Annotated in this window: 15 protein-coding genes; all 15 read right to left on the bottom strand. The window is 43.0% G+C overall.

The window, feature by feature from the left end:
* Positions 1–15 precede the first annotated feature (15 nt).
* Positions 16–2,592: a DNA gyrase subunit A gene (gene gyrA, locus V3C97_RS00075; RefSeq protein ID WP_338434209.1), complete on the bottom strand. Its 2,577-nt coding sequence runs from the start codon at positions 2,590–2,592 to the stop codon at positions 16–18.
* 51 nt (positions 2,593–2,643) lie between these two features.
* Positions 2,644–4,608 (bottom strand): DNA topoisomerase (ATP-hydrolyzing) subunit B, encoded by a 1,965-nt coding sequence (gyrB, locus tag V3C97_RS00070; protein ID WP_009552661.1) that lies wholly within the window; start codon positions 4,606–4,608, stop codon positions 2,644–2,646.
* A gap of 55 nt (positions 4,609–4,663) precedes the next feature.
* Positions 4,664–5,941, bottom strand: a complete 1,278-nt coding sequence (gene recF, locus V3C97_RS00065) for a DNA replication/repair protein RecF (protein WP_338434208.1) — start codon at positions 5,939–5,941, stop codon at positions 4,664–4,666.
* 15 nt (positions 5,942–5,956) lie between these two features.
* On the bottom strand, positions 5,957–6,178 hold the full coding sequence (yaaA, locus tag V3C97_RS00060; RefSeq protein ID WP_009552657.1) for a S4 domain-containing protein YaaA: 222 nt from the start codon (positions 6,176–6,178) through the stop codon (positions 5,957–5,959).
* A gap of 261 nt (positions 6,179–6,439) precedes the next feature.
* A complete protein-coding gene (locus V3C97_RS00055) occupies positions 6,440–6,700 on the bottom strand; it encodes a hypothetical protein (RefSeq protein WP_009552655.1) in 261 nt (86 codons plus the stop codon).
* 180 nt (positions 6,701–6,880) lie between these two features.
* Complete coding sequence (locus tag V3C97_RS00050) at positions 6,881–7,600, bottom strand: EAL domain-containing protein (RefSeq protein ID WP_338434207.1); 720 nt, start codon at positions 7,598–7,600, stop codon at positions 6,881–6,883.
* Complete coding sequence (locus V3C97_RS00045; RefSeq protein WP_009552651.1) at positions 7,597–7,971, bottom strand: 6-carboxytetrahydropterin synthase; 375 nt, start codon at positions 7,969–7,971, stop codon at positions 7,597–7,599. The genes V3C97_RS00050 and V3C97_RS00045 overlap by 4 nt, the downstream gene beginning before the upstream one ends.
* Positions 7,971–9,308, bottom strand: a complete 1,338-nt coding sequence (locus tag V3C97_RS00040) for a TIGR03111 family XrtG-associated glycosyltransferase (RefSeq protein WP_338434206.1) — start codon at positions 9,306–9,308, stop codon at positions 7,971–7,973. Before V3C97_RS00040 ends, V3C97_RS00045 begins: the two co-directional genes overlap by 1 nt.
* Complete coding sequence (gene xrtG, locus V3C97_RS00035; RefSeq protein WP_009552647.1) at positions 9,301–9,903, bottom strand: exosortase family protein XrtG; 603 nt, start codon at positions 9,901–9,903, stop codon at positions 9,301–9,303. Before xrtG ends, V3C97_RS00040 begins: the two co-directional genes overlap by 8 nt.
* Complete coding sequence (locus V3C97_RS00030) at positions 9,900–11,447, bottom strand: TIGR03766 family XrtG-associated glycosyltransferase (RefSeq protein ID WP_338434205.1); 1,548 nt, start codon at positions 11,445–11,447, stop codon at positions 9,900–9,902. The genes xrtG and V3C97_RS00030 overlap by 4 nt, the downstream gene beginning before the upstream one ends.
* Entirely contained in the window at positions 11,437–12,213 is a 777-nt protein-coding gene (locus V3C97_RS00025; protein ID WP_268889146.1) for a Firmicu-CTERM sorting domain-containing protein, read from the bottom strand. The genes V3C97_RS00030 and V3C97_RS00025 overlap by 11 nt, the downstream gene beginning before the upstream one ends.
* 31 nt (positions 12,214–12,244) lie before the next feature.
* Positions 12,245–13,051: a Firmicu-CTERM sorting domain-containing protein gene (locus V3C97_RS00020; RefSeq protein ID WP_283146879.1), complete on the bottom strand. Its 807-nt coding sequence runs from the start codon at positions 13,049–13,051 to the stop codon at positions 12,245–12,247.
* Positions 13,048–14,220, bottom strand: coding sequence for a GGDEF domain-containing protein (locus tag V3C97_RS00015; protein ID WP_338434204.1), 1,173 nt, complete (start codon positions 14,218–14,220; stop codon positions 13,048–13,050). Before V3C97_RS00015 ends, V3C97_RS00020 begins: the two co-directional genes overlap by 4 nt.
* Before the next feature lie 298 nt (positions 14,221–14,518).
* The gene (gene dnaN / locus V3C97_RS00010; protein WP_338434203.1) at positions 14,519–15,661 is read right to left on the bottom strand and encodes a DNA polymerase III subunit beta; all 1,143 of its coding nucleotides are present in this window, start codon (positions 15,659–15,661) and stop codon (positions 14,519–14,521) included.
* Between the two features lie 190 nt (positions 15,662–15,851).
* Positions 15,852–17,207, bottom strand: coding sequence for a chromosomal replication initiator protein DnaA (gene dnaA, locus V3C97_RS00005; protein ID WP_338434202.1), 1,356 nt, complete (start codon positions 17,205–17,207; stop codon positions 15,852–15,854).

The following is a 17,207-nucleotide window of genomic DNA, read 5'->3' as shown; positions in this document are numbered from 1 at the left end:
CTTTTTTGCTTGTAATTATTCTGCATCAGTTGGCTTTTCTGCCCGATCTAATAACCGTTCCAAGTCACGTTCTTTGTCACCCGTTACCGTTTGATGCGGTGTTGCAGGTGTTGCTTCTGGTTGGCTAACTTCTGCTAATTCTTCATCTTCTTCTGGTTCAACTTTGGTCATTGTTGAAACTTGTGCATCATCATCAAGTTTCATCAACCGAACACCAAGAGTTGCCCGTCCCGTTTGGGAAACATCTGCCACTTTAAAGCGGATCATTACCCCGCCAGTAGTGATAACCAGAATATCTTCGTCGCCCTTTACCGTAGTTAATCCAGCTAACGCACCATTCTTGTCGGTAATGTTTAAGGTCTTGACCCCCATAACACCACGATTTTTAATGCCATATTCAGATGCCGGTGTCTGCTTGCCATAACCTTTTTCAGATACAACCAGCACATTGCTCTTAGGATCGAGAATAGCAGAACCAATGACATAATCATCATCCCGTAAACGAACCCCCAGCACACCACTAGCAGTCCGTCCCATCGACCGGACATCGGCTTCCGCAAAGCTGACGGCATAACCATTGTGGGTCCCGATGATAATGTTCTGCTTACCATCAGTAATTACCACTTTGATCAACTCGTCACCATCACGCAGATTGATTGCTTTCAAGCCGTTACGGCGTACATTAGCAAACTCTTCCACTGCCGTCCGCTTGACACGCCCGTGAAGTGTGGTAAAGAAAAGATAGTGCGCTGCATCTTGATCCTGTTGATGTTGCTCTGCTGTTACTTTAATTACCGCTTGGATCTTTTCTTCAGAATCAATATCCAGCAAGTTGATAATTGGAATTCCCTTTGCTGCGCGCCCATATTCAGGAATTTCGTATCCTTTCATCCGGTAAACTTTACCAACATTAGTAAAGAATAACAATACATCATGGGTTGAAGCAGTGATCAGGTGTTCAATAAAGTCATCATCATGGACATTCATTCCTTGAATTCCACGTCCGCCACGATTTTGCGCCTTAAATTCGCTGGTTGGCATCCGCTTGACATACCCATTATGGGTCACAGTGATTACCACGTTTTCTTCCTCAATTAGGTCTTCGTCCTCTAAAGAAGTAACTTCGCCAACCATCAATTCTGTTCGCCGCTCGTCTCCGAACTTCTCCTGAATTTGCAACAGTTCTTGATAGATAATGTTGTGAATCCGCGATTCGTGCGCCAAGATATCTTCATAGTCAGCAATTGCCTTCATAGTCTTGTCGTACTCATTTTCTACCTTGTCCCGTTCCAAACCTGTCAACCGCACTAGGCGCATATCTAAAATGGCTTGGGCTTGCTTGGCTGATAAACTATATTCATTCATCAGTCGGTCCTTGGCAATTTCACCACTTTCAGAATTACGGATGATATTGATAATTGCATCAATGTGATCTAACGCAACCCGCAACCCCTCTAAAATGTGGGCCCGTGCTTTGGCCTTCTTGAGGTCAAATTCAGTCCGTCGCCGAATAACTTCTTCTTGATGCTTGAGATAATGTTGTAGGATTTCCTTCAAGCTTAGAATTTTCGGCGTTCCATTAACGATTGCAAGCATGTTGAAAGTGAAGCCCGTTTGCATCAAGGTTAACTTGTACAAATTATTCAAGACTACTGATGCGCTATAATCGCGCCGCACTTTAATGATGATCCGCATTCCTTCACGGTCAGATTCATCCCGAATATCGGTAATGCCTTCGATCTTCTTTTCCCGTGCTAATTCAGCAATCCGTTCAATCAGTTTGGCCTTATTAACCATATATGGTAATTCGTGGACAACAATTGTCTGCTTACCATTCTTTTCTTCTTCAATATCAACTTTAGCCCGCAACGTTACTGTCCCACGTCCAGTTTCATAAGCTTTTCTAATCCCTGATTTACCCATAACGATCCCACCAGTTGGGAAGTCTGGACCTGGAATTGCTTCCATCAAGTCAGCCGTAGTAGCATCCGGATTATTCATCAAAACGTGTAACCCTGAAATTACTTCAGCCAAGTTATGCGGAGGAATATTAGTCGTCATCCCGACCGCAATCCCCGTTGCCCCATTAACTAGCAAGTTAGGGAAACGCGATGGCAAAACGACTGGTTCCCGCTCAGTTCCATCATAGTTGGGCTGAAAATCTATCGTGTCTTTATTAATATCACGTAACATTTCCAGCGCAATTTTAGACATCCGCGACTCAGTATACCGCATGGCTGCAGCGCCATCACCGTCAACCGAGCCAAAGTTCCCGTGCCCATCAACTAACAGATAACGGTATGAGAAGTCTTGTGCCATACGCACCATAGATTCATAAATCGCTGAGTCCCCGTGGGGGTGGAACTTCCCCATAACATCCCCGACAATCCGGGCTGATTTCTTGTAAGGTTTATCCGGTGTTACCCCCAATTCATGCATTCCATATAGGATTCGCCGGTGCACAGGTTTTAACCCATCCCGAACATCGGGCAAAGCCCGAGCCACGATAACACTCATGGCATAGTCTAGAAATGAGGTCCGCATAACGTGTGAAAGGTCAACATCTTTTATTCGTTTAGGTACTTCTACCACGTTTTTGTCCTCCTAAATCGCATATTTTTGTAACTTATTTCCCAGGAAATATTAAATATCCAGGTTTTCAACAAAGGTTGCGTTGTCTTCAATAAATTGCCGCCGTGGTCGAACATCGTCCCCCATTAACATCTCAAAGACGCTATTAGCCTCTTCCGCATTAGAGAGATCAACCCGCAGTAACCGGCGGTTGTCAGGATCCATAGTTGTTTCCCATAACTGTTCCGCATCCATTTCCCCTAAACCTTTGTACCGCTGAATAACTGGCTTCGGACTAGGTGGTAGTTGTCCAAGTACGTCTTCCAATTCTTCATCTGAATCGATATATTGGATCATCTTTCCCTGCCGCACTTGATACAGTGGTGGTTGGGCAATATACACGTAACCTTTTTCAATCATTGGCCGCATGTACCGATAGAATAATGTCAACAGCAACGTCCGAATGTGGGCCCCGTCAACATCGGCATCCGTCATGATAATCAACTTGTGATAATTAGCTTTTTCAACGTCAAAGTCTTTCCCAAAGCCTGTCCCTAAGGCAGTAAAGAGGGAACGAATTTCTTCGTTAGCTAAAATACGGTCCATGCTAGCTTTTTCGACGTTCAAAATCTTCCCTCTAATTGGCAAGATTGCTTGTGTCAACCGCGACCGCCCTTGCTTAGCGGAACCCCCGGCTGAATCCCCCTCGACGATAAACAATTCTGAGATTTCCGGATCTTTGCTGGTATTGTCAGCCAACTTTCCTGGTAAGTTGGAGATCTCTAACCCATTCTTCTTCCGTGTCACTTCGCGTGCCCGCTTAGCAGCTACACGCGCCTTGGCTGCAATAGTCCCCTTTTCGACGATTCGCTTAGCAACATCAGGGTTTTCCAGCAAGAATTTAGAGAATGTTTCAGCAAACATGTGATCAGTCACTTTACGCGCATCTGAATTCCCCAACTTAGTCTTTGTCTGCCCTTCAAACTGCGGATCAGGGTGTTTGATCGATACAACAGCTGTCAACCCTTCACGAACATCTTCACCGGAAAGGTTGTCTTCGTTTTCTTTGAGCAATTTAGCTTTACGAGCATAGTCGTTAATTACCCGGGTTAATGCCGTCTTGAAGCCCGCTTCATGTGTCCCACCTTCATACGTATGAATGTTATTAGTAAAGGACAAAAGTTGAGAATGATAGTCATCAGTGTATTGGAGGGCGACTTCAACCGTGATTCCGTCTTGTTCCCCTTCAACATAAATCGGTTCAGCAAATAATGCTTCTTTTCCTTCGTTGAGGTACTCTACATAATGCTTAATCCCACCAGCATAGTGAAATTCTTCATGCGTCGGTTCTGCTAAACGTTGATCGTCAATCGTCAAGCGTAACCCCTTATTCAAGAAGGCTAATTCTCGAATCCGTGTCGTTAAAATCTTGATATCATACGTAGTAGTTTCCTTGAATACATCCGGATCTGGCTTGAAGTGAACCCGAGTCCCATGCTCATGAACACCGCACTGACCAATAACATGCATTGGCTCCTTAACCTTTCCTAGGTCAAAGGACATCGCATAAATATTAGTATCGCCTTCTCGTTTAACTTCAACATCCAGTTCAGTTGATAAGGCATTAACTACCGAAGCCCCCACCCCGTGGAGTCCTCCGGAAACTTTATAACCGCCACCGCCGAATTTCCCGCCGGCATGGAGAACAGTGAAGACTGTTTCAACGGCTGGCTTGCCTGTAGTTTTTTGGATATCGACTGGAATTCCCCGCCCGTCATCGATTACGGTAATACTGTTATCTTTTTCAACAGTTACATTGATTTCCGTTGCAAATCCCGCTAAGGCTTCATCGATCCCGTTATCAATAATTTCCCAAACGAGGTGGTGCAACCCCTGCGAGCTGGTAGAACCAATATACATCCCCGGCCGTTTTCTAACCGCCTCTAACCCTTTGAGGACTTGAATTTGACTCGCATCATATGCTTCAGCCGCTTTTTCTTTTTGAATAAGGGCTTCTTTTTTCTCCTCTTCGGTCACTCTAATTCCTCCTTAAATTAAAACCAGCGTCTTGCGCTATCGCTTATCTTTGCAATTAATGTTTATTTTTTGTTGGATAAAAAACTTGTGTTGGTAACGTTGGCTGAGTCTTGCCCTGAGCGTCCAATCCCAAAAAGGCATTTAATTCCGCATCACGTTGCATTTTCCGTGCTACTCGCGCTTGTTGAGCGGCCGTCAACTCAACTTTCTGCCCTTCCTCTTCGACTGTTACTTGCCCATCTTCAATCCGTAAAACACGTGGTTGCTTGATCAACTTCTTGGCAATACTCGACATATCAGGTGTTGTTAAAAATGTCTGCACGCGGTCTTGGATCGCCTTCAATAAATGGGTTTGTCTTTGCCCATCTAATTCTGAGAGAACGTCATCCAAAAGTAGTAGGGGGTATTCTCCCGTCTGATCTTTCATCACATCAATCTCAGCCAGCTTGACTGCTAGTGCCGTCGTCCGTTGCTGTCCCTGTGATCCATATGTATGAACGCTTTGGCCATTGACTAAAAACCGCAAATCGTCACGGTGGGGGCCTAGCAGAGTTACCCCCCGCTTGAGTTCATTCGTCTGTAAGTCATGGTATTCAGCTACCATTTTTTCTTTCAATTCAGTTACACTCATATCTGAAAAATCTTTCACAGAACACTTGTAATCAAATGTTAGCTTTTCATTGTGCTGACTTATTTGCTCATGCACCAATTGTGCATAGTGTTCCAACTCGGTTATAAAACGCTGGCGCATCACTATTACTTGACTTCCCCACTCCGCCAACTGCTCAGATAATACGTCCAGATACAGCCGATCATGCGCTTCCTTATGGGCTAACAGCTTCAAATACTGGTTTCGTTGCTTGAGAACCGCATGGTATTTGGTAAGTGCATACAGGTACTGAGGATCAATCTGCCCAAACTCCATATCGATAAAGCGGCGGCGCACACTAGGCGCTCCCTTTACCAAATCAAGGTCTTCTGGAGCAAATAAAATCACGTTCATCTGGCCTACATACTGCGACAAACGTGCTTGTTCAATATGGTTGATCAACGCTTTTTTCCCTTGAGCGCTTAAGTCCAGTTGGAGCTTCACTGGACCTTGTTCCCGCTGGACCTCACCTTTGACTTGTCCATGGTGGGCCTTAAACTGAAGCAACTCATGGTCGTTGCTAGTGCGGTGACTCTTGGTCATTGCCAAAAAATAAATCGCCTCTAACAGATTGGTCTTGCCCTGAGCATTACGCCCTAAGAGGACATTGATCCGGGGTGAAAATGCCAGCGTCAATTTCTCATAGTTGCGGAAATGCCGTAGGTCGATATTTTTCAAATACATAACCTATGATCTCCGTTAAGCAGCAACTAACTTAAATTCACCAACATCTGCGATCACAACGACATCGGCGGGATATAACTTTTTACCCCGTCGGTTTTCTGTCACCCCATTCACGGTGATTGCTGTTGCATGTTCTTGTAAAAACCACTTAGCTTGGCCACCGGTTTGAATCACACCAGCGATCTTTAACAACTGTCCCAGCGTAATATATTCAGTTTGTAATTGAATTTCTTTCACCGTAATTCCTCCCTTTTTCAGCAGATTTTCACTTCTAAATTATACCTTTTTTTAGCATAAAAAACAATTTTTAGAGAGATTAGAAAGCCTTGGACGCTTTTTAACTACTTTTAATGTAGTCATACTAGATATAGATTTAAAACGCTCATAGAGCGTTTATTTCGTTTTTGATATTATTTTTAGAATTTAATTCTCCGTTAGTGCATACAAAAAGAGCCGTGTTTTTCAACACGACTCTTTTCACGGTTTTACTCGTTTTCTTTAGACACTTAATGCGACACGATGATCCACAACGACTGCTAGGTTGTCATGGTGATCTAATTTCTTCTCTAATGCGACCACATCTTCATACGATGGGTATACACCACGGAAAATATTATCCCGGATCATATCGCGTGCTTCCAAAAAACTGGCGTGACTATCAAAGCTGACGCCCATGATAGTCGAATTTAGTTCGCTGACACTCTTAGAGAATGCCGCTTCAATCTTAAAGTTGCAAAATGCACTTGCATTGATGTTCATAGAGCAGTCCTCCCGCCAAGAAAAATCAGAGGTTTATTTGATTTTTTTATTTTTGATTGCTTAAAAAATAAACTAATCTGCTCTCAATTGCAAGCCTTTTTTGTTATTTTCGCAAAAATGTAATATTTAGGTCAAAGCCTTGCGCCCCATGGGGTGAACAAGGGGCAAAAATCGGTCTAACTACTTATGTATCTTGGTTGTAATTGCTTGTAGTGGCAGGGGCTTTTGCCAATAAAAACCTTGTTGCAACTGGCAGTGGTATTGGATTAATTCCTCTACCAAACACGGGCATTCAACCCCTTCAACTACCATTTCTAGGCCCCGCCGGCAAGCTAAGTCTTGCCATGCTTGAGCAAATAATACTTCACTAGAATGATCTTTTTGACCAAAAATCAAGAGGGAAAACTTGATCCGATCAAGGTACTGAGAGTTATTCAAAACAGTCTGTAAACTGTTATACCCTGAACCTACATCATCCAAACTCACCACAAATTCCCATTGTTTTAAGTTATCTAACAAATCTGTAAAATGCGGTAACTTTGTCCCTGCAGAATTGCGTTCTGTGATCTCCAGATGCAACTGCTTGTTCAAACGTTGTAACTCGTTCAAATAGTCCCAGCTATCCGGGTAAATGAACTGCCATGGATCAATATTAAGATTTAGAATGACTTCCGGATGAGCATCAAAAAAAGTTTCTAATTCACTGATTACCCATGCGCGCATCTGCTTGCGGCGCTCAGCAACACTCATCCAGTAGTTTAGCTGTTCAACTGCTACCGCCTGCCCATTAGTTTGCCGCAGTAGCAACTCGTAATCCACTACCTGCGCCTGGTCAACTCCGGTCACACGGTAGATTGGTTGGCAATATAAGATCAAGTCTTTTACCTCTGCTAAGCTCATTGTTCACCTCGCGTTACGCGGAAGAACCGTGTTGGCGACTCCCCAATCTCTAACTGCTCCAAATAACAATCTAATTTTTGCAGGTGGGCATCAATCTCATCAAAGAAATAATCACCTAGATTCTCCAGTGATGGGTTGATTTCTGTAAAGGGAGCTACATTATTCAGTAACCGTCCCTGAAGTGGAGTAACGACTTCTTGAATTGCTGCTTCGATTTCATTAAACCGTAGAAATTCATCATCGTTATTTTGCCGTACCTTACAGATAATTTCCCATGTGTGCGGATGAGTAGCTCCATCACTGTTTTCCCACCGCATTGCATGAGTAGCATTGAGATACGTCCGCAATCGGTAACCATATGTTTTTTTCATCAATTTTTCTTCCCTTCCTTACTATGCCAAAGGCGGTGCCAATCGCCCTTGATCACTTGCCATACTTCATGCCGTTCGGTTGTCATATCGGTAGTGCGCCAACTTGCTTGGCGGAAGGACGTATTGATTACCCCAATTCCCCGGAAGAAACTGACAATCACATTGTAGAATGGCAAAGTCAATAAGATCCAACCATGACGCCGACAATAACGTTGCTCGTCCCGATCAAACTTCAAATACACTAGCACATTACTCCAGTTCAATATTCCAATAAACAGATATAACAAATACATCGCCACAAACGACAATGCAATCATTGCTGCTGAATAACCGAATGGTACCAAGATAAAGATGGCAAAGAGCCACACAATTTTCAAAAAGTTTACTGTATGATCAACAATCAGCCGGCGCACAATGAAATTTGACCAGAGCTCCTTTAGACTAATATGCTGTGCCAAAAAGGCGCGAATAACTTCGATCTCCCCGCGCTGCCACCGCTGCCTTTGCACATATAGTTGGTCCCAGCCAGAGACCGGTTCAACGTAAAATACTGCATCCGGACAGAGACGAATCTTTCCTTGCAGATAATATCTAATCTGGAAAGTCATATCAGTATCTTCACCCACGGTATCAACGTTATACAATCGTGACTGCATAAGCGCTGACCGGCGAAATGCTGAGAAAGCTCCGGACATTGTGAGAATTTCATCATCTTGTGATTCAATCGTCCGCCCCGCCAGGAACGTAATGGCATATTCCATATATTCATTTAGGTGCAGTAACCGGTGTTTTGGCTGTTGTGCGATCAAATTTCGGTTACTCAAAATTGTCCCCGTTTGTGCTTGCACATCTGGATGGGCAATAAAGTTTAGTACCATATTCATCAATGCTCTAGGTTCCAATGTTCCGTCGCTATCCATTGTGATTACATAGTCACCTAAACTATTATAGATAGCCGAGTTTAAAGCGCGGGCTTTTCCTTGTTGCGTTGAAAGCCACTGCAGCCGCAACTTAGGAAATGTGCTTTGTGCTTCCTGAAACACTGCAAAACTGTTATCTGTACTCATATTGTTGGCACAGATAACTGTAACCAATTCGTTCGGATACGTTGAATTGGCAACCGACGCAATCGCAGCAAACAAAGTATCCGCTGAATTATATACTGGCATAATTACCGTCAGTTCCGGCATCCGTCCTGGCATAGGCGTTTTTCTTTCTCGGCGCAACGTCCGCCGATTCCGCCACCATGCAACTGCAGCCGGAATTAATTCAAACAAGGCCGGGATAACTAACCATGCAGTCCAAAAGCCCATCTGTAACATTGTTTGCTTAACCATTAGTTTCCTCCCTCATTTGAAATTGTTGGTGACCAGCTTGCCCCAACTGTGACCGTGTAAATACATGGTAATACAATCCAATTACCATCACATAGAACAAAATACGCCCAAAGACTGTATGGACCCAGAAGAAACTGCCGTTACCAGTGTAATAAAGAATCGTTGCGATCAACGATAAGCGAAAAACATTGGCAATAAAAATCCAACCAACACCCAGGACTGTCCATTTAACTTTGGCCATTCCCCGATAAAACGGATAGAACCACAACAAACTGAGATAAGCTAACGTCTCAATGATCCCTGAACATTCATAGTCAACAAACAGTAGTACCAAGCCGTGATTATTCTTGATGCTGATCAAGTTATGAAGGTACGAACTCGTATAAATCCCTGTTAAGTGCCCCCACCAACCGGTCACTTCTGTCACTAGTGCAGATAGGAGCCAGACAAAGTACGCCCGACAAACAAATGCCAGAATAATAAAGAGTCCGACACTGCCGACCCAGAAATGAATAGCATCTAAATGGGCCCGATGCAGAACTGAGAGCGCGTATAGCCAGATAATTGTTCCCAAGATTATTGTTCCTGTAATCATTGCTGGATAACCGCTCCTTTCGCTTGTTTAAAACCAATATTAATCAAAGCCCGTGTGATCACTTGCACTGCCTGCTCCCACGTAATTGTGGTTAACAATAGCATTGCTGGCAGGAACTGAATCATATAGCGACTCCGTCCCCCTTCAAAAATCAAGAGGAATAGCCAGGCGCCAATTAGAGCCAACCGTAAAGCGTTGGCCCAGAAGTCACGACGCTGCCACCCACATAATGTAACACTCAACATCCCGATCCACACTAGTTGGCTTACAAAGAAAAAGAGCTTAGTGTTAGCGCCTGTCGGATATAAGAGGGTCTGATAAATCCACCGCCAGCCCCGGTCCGGTTGCCCTACGTGCATGAATGTTCCTTCGCCTAACCAACCAAAGGAGCCTGCTTCCATGTTGTAGCCTTGCTTACGCACCAGAAAAGTTGCGTACCCGCCGATTCCCCGCTCTTTGAGTCTCTTTTTAATCATTTTTTGTGAATAGGCTATCTTATCTTTTTTAGCGGGTAGTTCTGCCATCTTGAGCGCATCATCTGGGTTGTAACTACCATCACGCCCGGACATCCCCATATTGATGAAATGAATTGCCGGGATCTTGAGTGCTGGATTAACCGCCAAAAAGTGTTGATGCTTGACGGCTCCTTGCAAGCCGACATAGGTCAAGCTACTACTAGTGGTCAAAATAAGCGCTAAACCAGCACCAATCATCAGCTTCCGCCACTTAAAATAACGCAGACCGCTAGCAGCTGCCAAGGCAACAATTGCCACCATCGGAATAATTGCTGATGGTTTTAAGATTCCCGCAGCAACGGTAGCAACACCTGTCACCACTGCCCCAAGGATCCGCAACCACCAAGGCCTATTCTTGCTAAGAAGCATCGCTGTTCCCAACAAGCCGCTTGCCACTGCTGGTAAAACCCACGTGTCAGTATACGGGACGATAATCATTGGGAAGATTAATAATCCTAGTGCTTGGATAAACCATAAGGTGCGGATATACTGTTTTCCTAAAAGACGCGCAGTAAGTAAATTGATCAACGCTGCACTATCAACTGCAATGAGAGTTAACCAGTCCATTGTTAGCCAGCTATTACTATGTAACCATTGTCCTAACATATGTTGTAGCAATACCAGGGGAATGTTGTTATAGTTTTGGCTAAAATATCCCCGAACATCAACATCAGTTGGGTGAAGCAAGGCCCGATGGACCATGCCTGCATCAAAACCAATTGCAGGATGTGTAGCCGACACGAGGCTAACCTGAACTAGGATAACAATTGCGGCACTGACGCCGATTCCCCACCAGCCACTGTTTTTGATCAGCCAGATCAGTTGGCGCCGGACCCTATTATCCGTCAATAACATTGCTCCCAAACTTGCCAGTACGGCTAATCCTACTAAAGTTAGCCATGTTGTACTTTCTGCTTGCAACAATAGGTTTTCTGAAGTCAAAGCAAAATACAGACTTACCGCTAACATCACGGAGAAAATCCCTGTAATTGCTCGCCCCATCCAGGGCCACCATTCCTTATTTCTCACTTATCCTACTCCTCTTGCGTTTATTCAGTACGATAAACCCGATCATTACTAAAATAACTGCACTAACTACGGGAACTAACCAGCCGGTACTGGTGCCTTCATAGGTAATCCCCGGGCCATCACTATCTGTTCGGTTAAAATTCCATGTTGTTGATGGACTACTATCCACTCCCTCTCGTCCCAAGGCAGCAAACGGCACTGCAAATTCCATATAAGTTTCATACCGCCCTTTGTAAACATAGCCCCCATAAGCTACAAAATTACGATAGTAATATCCATGAGAAGTATCGATCACTTTTACGTTAACGTAGGTTCCTTCCCCGCGTTTTAAACGGTTAGGATTGAAGGGCTGATCACTATGCACTGCCTTATTGAGATTCAAGTCTGTTAAGACAACCTCTGCAACATCTTTACCATTGACTTTGATCCGATAGCCTTCCCCCATCGGATTCTTCCAGCCCCCACTAATATGACGTGAGTCTAACGTGATAAACCCATAGATATTCCGATCATCCACTGTAAACCGCGCCTCATGGTATAAGTCACTATCTAATGACCAATCAGCGGCCGGATAATCGGCCCACTCGCGGAACCCACCACCAATGGTGATGGCGTCGTCATCATTGGGAGTAAAATCATCCACGTATGTATCCTGAACATTTTTATACGGATACCCCCATACTTGGGCATGTACCGGGAGGGTAAACAACCATGTCGCACTCATCACCAATACAGTAATAAGTATTTTTTGATAAAGTTTTTGCACTTTAGTGTCCTTTCTAACTCAGTAATAGTAGCTAGCTGAATTCTGGTTGCCGTGTCCTCCGCCATTTCACTATTCCCAAACCAATTCCAACGAAGATGACCGCACTGAGTACCGGTACAATCCACCCGGTACTAGTCCCTTCATAGGTAATTCCCTTACCATCATTCAAAGCTCCAGGTTGGTTAAAGTTCCATAGCGTTGATGGTGTAGGATCAACCCCATCGTATCCAATTGCTGCAAATGGGACCGCAAACTCCATCATCATGTTGTTGTGCTCATCCTTGTACATGTAACCAGCATGCGTCACATAATTCCGATAGTAACCATGTTTCCAACTTGAATCGACCACTTCAATATTGACGTAAGTCCCTTGTCCTGGCTTTAGGTATGATTGTTCAAACATACTATTGTTTAACGCCGCTTTTCTAATATCCGGATCAGCTATTCTAATTTCTGCAACTAACTTGCCATTAACCTTAATCTCATAACCACTCATGATTAGGTCACTCCAGGCATTAGTTATGTTTTTAGGATTCATGGCAACATACCCATAGATATTGCGGTCATCAACCGTAAAACGTGCCTCACGAACATTATAATTGTCCCACCGCTTTTTCCATGTATCAGCTGGATATGACTGCCAATCTTTAAAGTGGTCTTTTCCAATATGGATAACATCGTCCTCATGTGGAGTGAAATCACCGATATATGCTTGCCAAGCGCCCTCATTTTTATAGCGCTCTTCACCCCAGCGCGCTGCCTGAACCGGAGTGGTAGTTAACCATATCATTCCCAACATTACAATGGCAGCGAAAATTCTGCTATAAATCTTTTTCATTCCGCTTTCCTTTCTAGATTGTCATTCTTTATTTTTCCTACAATGTCAGAGTAGACCCGGACTTGGCTCCGACCACTATTCTTAGCGACATATAAGGCCTCGTCTGCCCGTTCAAAGGCAGATTTAAGATCGTCGCCTTTATGCCACCGTGCTACCCCAACCGAAAACGTCAGCGACAACATGTGATCCCGCTGGATATAAATTGGCAGTTGCATAAATTGATATTGATAATAGCGAATCTTTTGAATTACCTTATCAAACTCACTGTCATCAATATCTTTGATTAGAATACAAAATTCTTCTCCACCATAGCGAAATATTCGCGCCTCGACTTCAAAAACCTGGTGCCAGGAAGTCAACAAGTAATCAGCAAAAATTTTTAAAGCCTGGTTTCCACTTTCGTGGCCCCACTGATCATTGACCCGTTTAAAATGATCCATATCAATTACACAAATCACTCCCGTCGTGGATGCAGAAAATTCTTTTTCTGCGTAATCCAGCATCGAGCGATAGTTACCCAATCCTGTCAATTCATCATACCGACTCTGCCGGTATACCAAGTTATATTCATTGATATTTTCCAATTCTTCTCGTAAAAAGAAGTTATAGTAGGCCAGTAAGAGCACCATAGTCCCGCAACACAGGCTAATAAATTCACTCGGACTGAAAATATAGCTCATAAAATATATTGAATCTCCCCACTGGCTTAGAACACCATATGCAAAAGGCAACATGATATTTATCAGTAGAATTCCGCTAACCATTCGGTGCAGAATGCTCTTTTGAAAAATAATCATACCTATCTTGGAAATAACAAAATATACTACCAGTCCGATCCATAAACTAGGAATAAATTCTGTTTGTCCTTGTAAAACCAGATAAGTATTAATGACAACCGGCGTTAAAATAGCCATGAAATCACCATAATAAGTCATATGCAGATTATAGGCCAGGAGTGGAATCACATAGTGAAAGTACACCGCACCAGTTGCATTATATGAAAGTGTGATAATTGTATATTCTTGGACAAAAAAGATAATTGCAATGATGACATACCGTTGCCACCACTGGTAGTGAGGCAAAGTGCGTTCATACAACGTATAGTTACCGAAAACAAAGGTTGCTACAACTAACGGAATAATTCCCACAATCGTCAGATATCCCAACATAATTGCTACTGTTTCTCCTTAACTAAATTAAAAAATTACGTACATACGCAAACAACCTAAATTTGCAAAAATTTAGGCTGCCTCCGTTGATCACTTATATTTAAGCATATTGATTATATATCCAATGAAAACCATTTTCAATATGCTTGGTAAACGTTAACATGTTTGCAATAATAACTATTATTACCTATCTGCCCATTAAAATATAAGTAGTATATCACAAGTCTTTTCATAACTTATCATTCTATTAGAAAAAAGCCACTGGAACTTATCCAACGGCTTTTGTTTTTCATCTTTTTTAGAATGTTCTCACTGGAGTAATTAACTGGACAAAATCATTTCCATCTTCACTTGGTACCAGAGTAAATGGCCGTAACGGCTGGGTAAATGACATCTTGATTTCCGCTTTCCCAAAGGAACGGAGCGCATCCTTCATGTAATCTGGATTGAAAGAAATTTCCAAATCATTTCCAGTTAAGGAATTGAAAGCTAAATCTTCTTCCACCATCCCAATTTCTGGGGAATTTCCAGAAAGGGTTGCTTTTTGTTCAGCAACCTTTAATGAAAGTTTAACAACATTATTATGTCCTGCATGTGATAACAAGGATGCCCGTTCAATCGAACGTAACATTTCTACCGCATCAAATAGGATATCGGTATTCGAAGTTTGCGGAATTAGTTGTTCTGTATCTGGATACATCCCTTCTAACAACCGGCTGTAATAAGAAGTGTGCCCAAAGGTAAAGAGGACTTGGTTTTGCGAAATTTGAATTACCACTTCTTCCTCATCATCATCCAGCATCTTCCCCAATTCGCCTAATGACCGCCCGGGAATGATGACATCATAGGCAAGATGCGCACCAATATTAGCTAAACTAATTTTCCGTTGGCTTAGACGGTGGGAATCCGTAGCCACCGCTAATAATTGTTGGTCCCGAATAACTAAGTGGACCCCGGTTAAAATTGGTCGCATTTCTTGATTAGATACAGCGACCACTGTTTGACTAATAACTTGTTTGAGCGTGTCTGCTGGCAAAATAAATTGATCATCGGTATCAATTTCTGGTAATTGTGGGAAATCTTCTGGATTTAACCCGTTGATCTTAAATTCAGATACCCCAGATGTAATCGTAGCTTGGAAACGTTCATTGACTTCTAAGGTTAACGTTGCTTCAGGTAACTTCTTAACGATGTTGATAAAGAAGTTAGCTGGAAGAATAACGCTCCCTTCTTCTTCGACTTGTAATGCTGCGTTGTCATCGCCAATTGAAATAATTGTTTCAATTGTGATGTCAACATCACTCCCCGTTAATTTGAGGGCATCAGCAGACAAGGTTAACTTGATTCCCTTTAGCACTTCAATGGCGACTTTGGATGAAATTGCGCGTTGCACATCATTCAAGTAGCTGATGAAAGCTAAGCGGTTAACTGTAAACTTCATTCTCTGTAAACCTAGCCTTTCTATATATATTTATATATTACTTTAGTTAGTAATAGTAGTAGGGGGTGTTAATCCTGTGGAAAACCTCAACAAAGGCAATTATCCACAAGAAATGCCTTGTGAATTGTTTGTGGGCAATTCTCTATTTTTATCCACAAATATCCACAGGAGCCCAATCCATACTCTAACATTAGTCTTGCAGTTCCGCCTTGAGGTCTGCAATTTCCCGCTGGAGTTCAGCGTCAGTATCGAGCTGGTTGGCTATTTTTTCATGCGCATGGATCACGGTTGTGTGATCTTTGCCCCCGAACTCATCACCAATCTTTGGTAAAGAAGCATCAGTCAATTCACGACTTAAATACATTGCAATTTGTCGGGGGACTACAATTTGTTTGACCCGTTTTTTACCTTTAAGATCAGCAATAGTGATGTGGTAGTACTTGGCAACTTTATTTTGAATTAATGGAATAGTCAATTCACTAGTATTACCGTTTAAGTTGAGGTCCTTTAGGGCATCAGCGGCCAAACTGGTAGAAACAGGACGGTGCATCATGGAAGCATAAGCCTTGACCCGCATCAATGCGCCTTCTAGTTCCCGAATATTGGAATCAATTTGGCCAGCGATGTAACTGTAGGAATCATCTGGGATCCGGAGTTGTTCAGCTTCAGCCTTGTTTTTCAGGATCGCGATCCGCGTTTCAAAATCAGGTGGGGTAATATCGACTGATAGCCCCCATTTAAAGCGCGAGACAAGACGTGCTTGCAACTTAGGAATCTCATTAGGAAGACGATCAGAGGTCAGGACGATTTGCTTTTTGTTGTCATATAAGGCATTAAAAGTATGAAAAAATTCCTCTTGTGTCCCATCCTTATCGGCAAAGAACTGGATATCGTCAACTAATAAGAGGTCAACACTCCGGTATTCTTGGCGAAATTCTTCTTGGCGGTGATTCTGGATAGAATTGATAAAATCATTAGCAAACGTCTCGCTAGTAACGTACTTGACCTTGGCGTTGGGAGTATTTTGTAAAACCTGGTGTCCAATGGCCTGCATCAAGTGTGTTTTACCTAAACCAACACCACCATAGAAGAATAATGGATTATAAAAGGTCCCGGGTTCTTCGGAAACAGCAAGGGCTGCTGCATGAGCTAACTGGTTTCCTTTTCCCACAATGAAGTTGTCAAAGGTATATTTGCTATTGAGTTGCGCTTCAGTTGTATACCCATGATCTGCTTTACGGCGGGTATCTCCCCTAGTCAGGGAGTTTGCTTCTGCTTGAATGGGAATTTTGGTCCCAGGCAATTTGGCAATAACAGAAACCTTGATATTCATAATATCGGCAAGAAGTTCGGCAATTTCGTCGTAAAGATTAGACTGCCAATAATCGACATGCAATCTAGTTGGAACATCAACGATAAGGGTGTTATTAGTCAGAGCCACCGGTTTAGCGTTTTTGATCCAGGTAGTATAAGCATGTTTTTTCATCTTGTCCTGATAATAATCAGAAATGATCTGCCAGAGGGCAGTTAGTTCATCATTATGCAC

It is taken from the genome of Ligilactobacillus saerimneri (assembly GCF_036689625.1).
Classification (GTDB): domain Bacteria; phylum Bacillota; class Bacilli; order Lactobacillales; family Lactobacillaceae; genus Ligilactobacillus; species Ligilactobacillus saerimneri.
The sequence above is the reverse complement of the archived record's forward strand: the minus strand, read 5'-3'. Positions and strand labels throughout refer to the sequence as shown.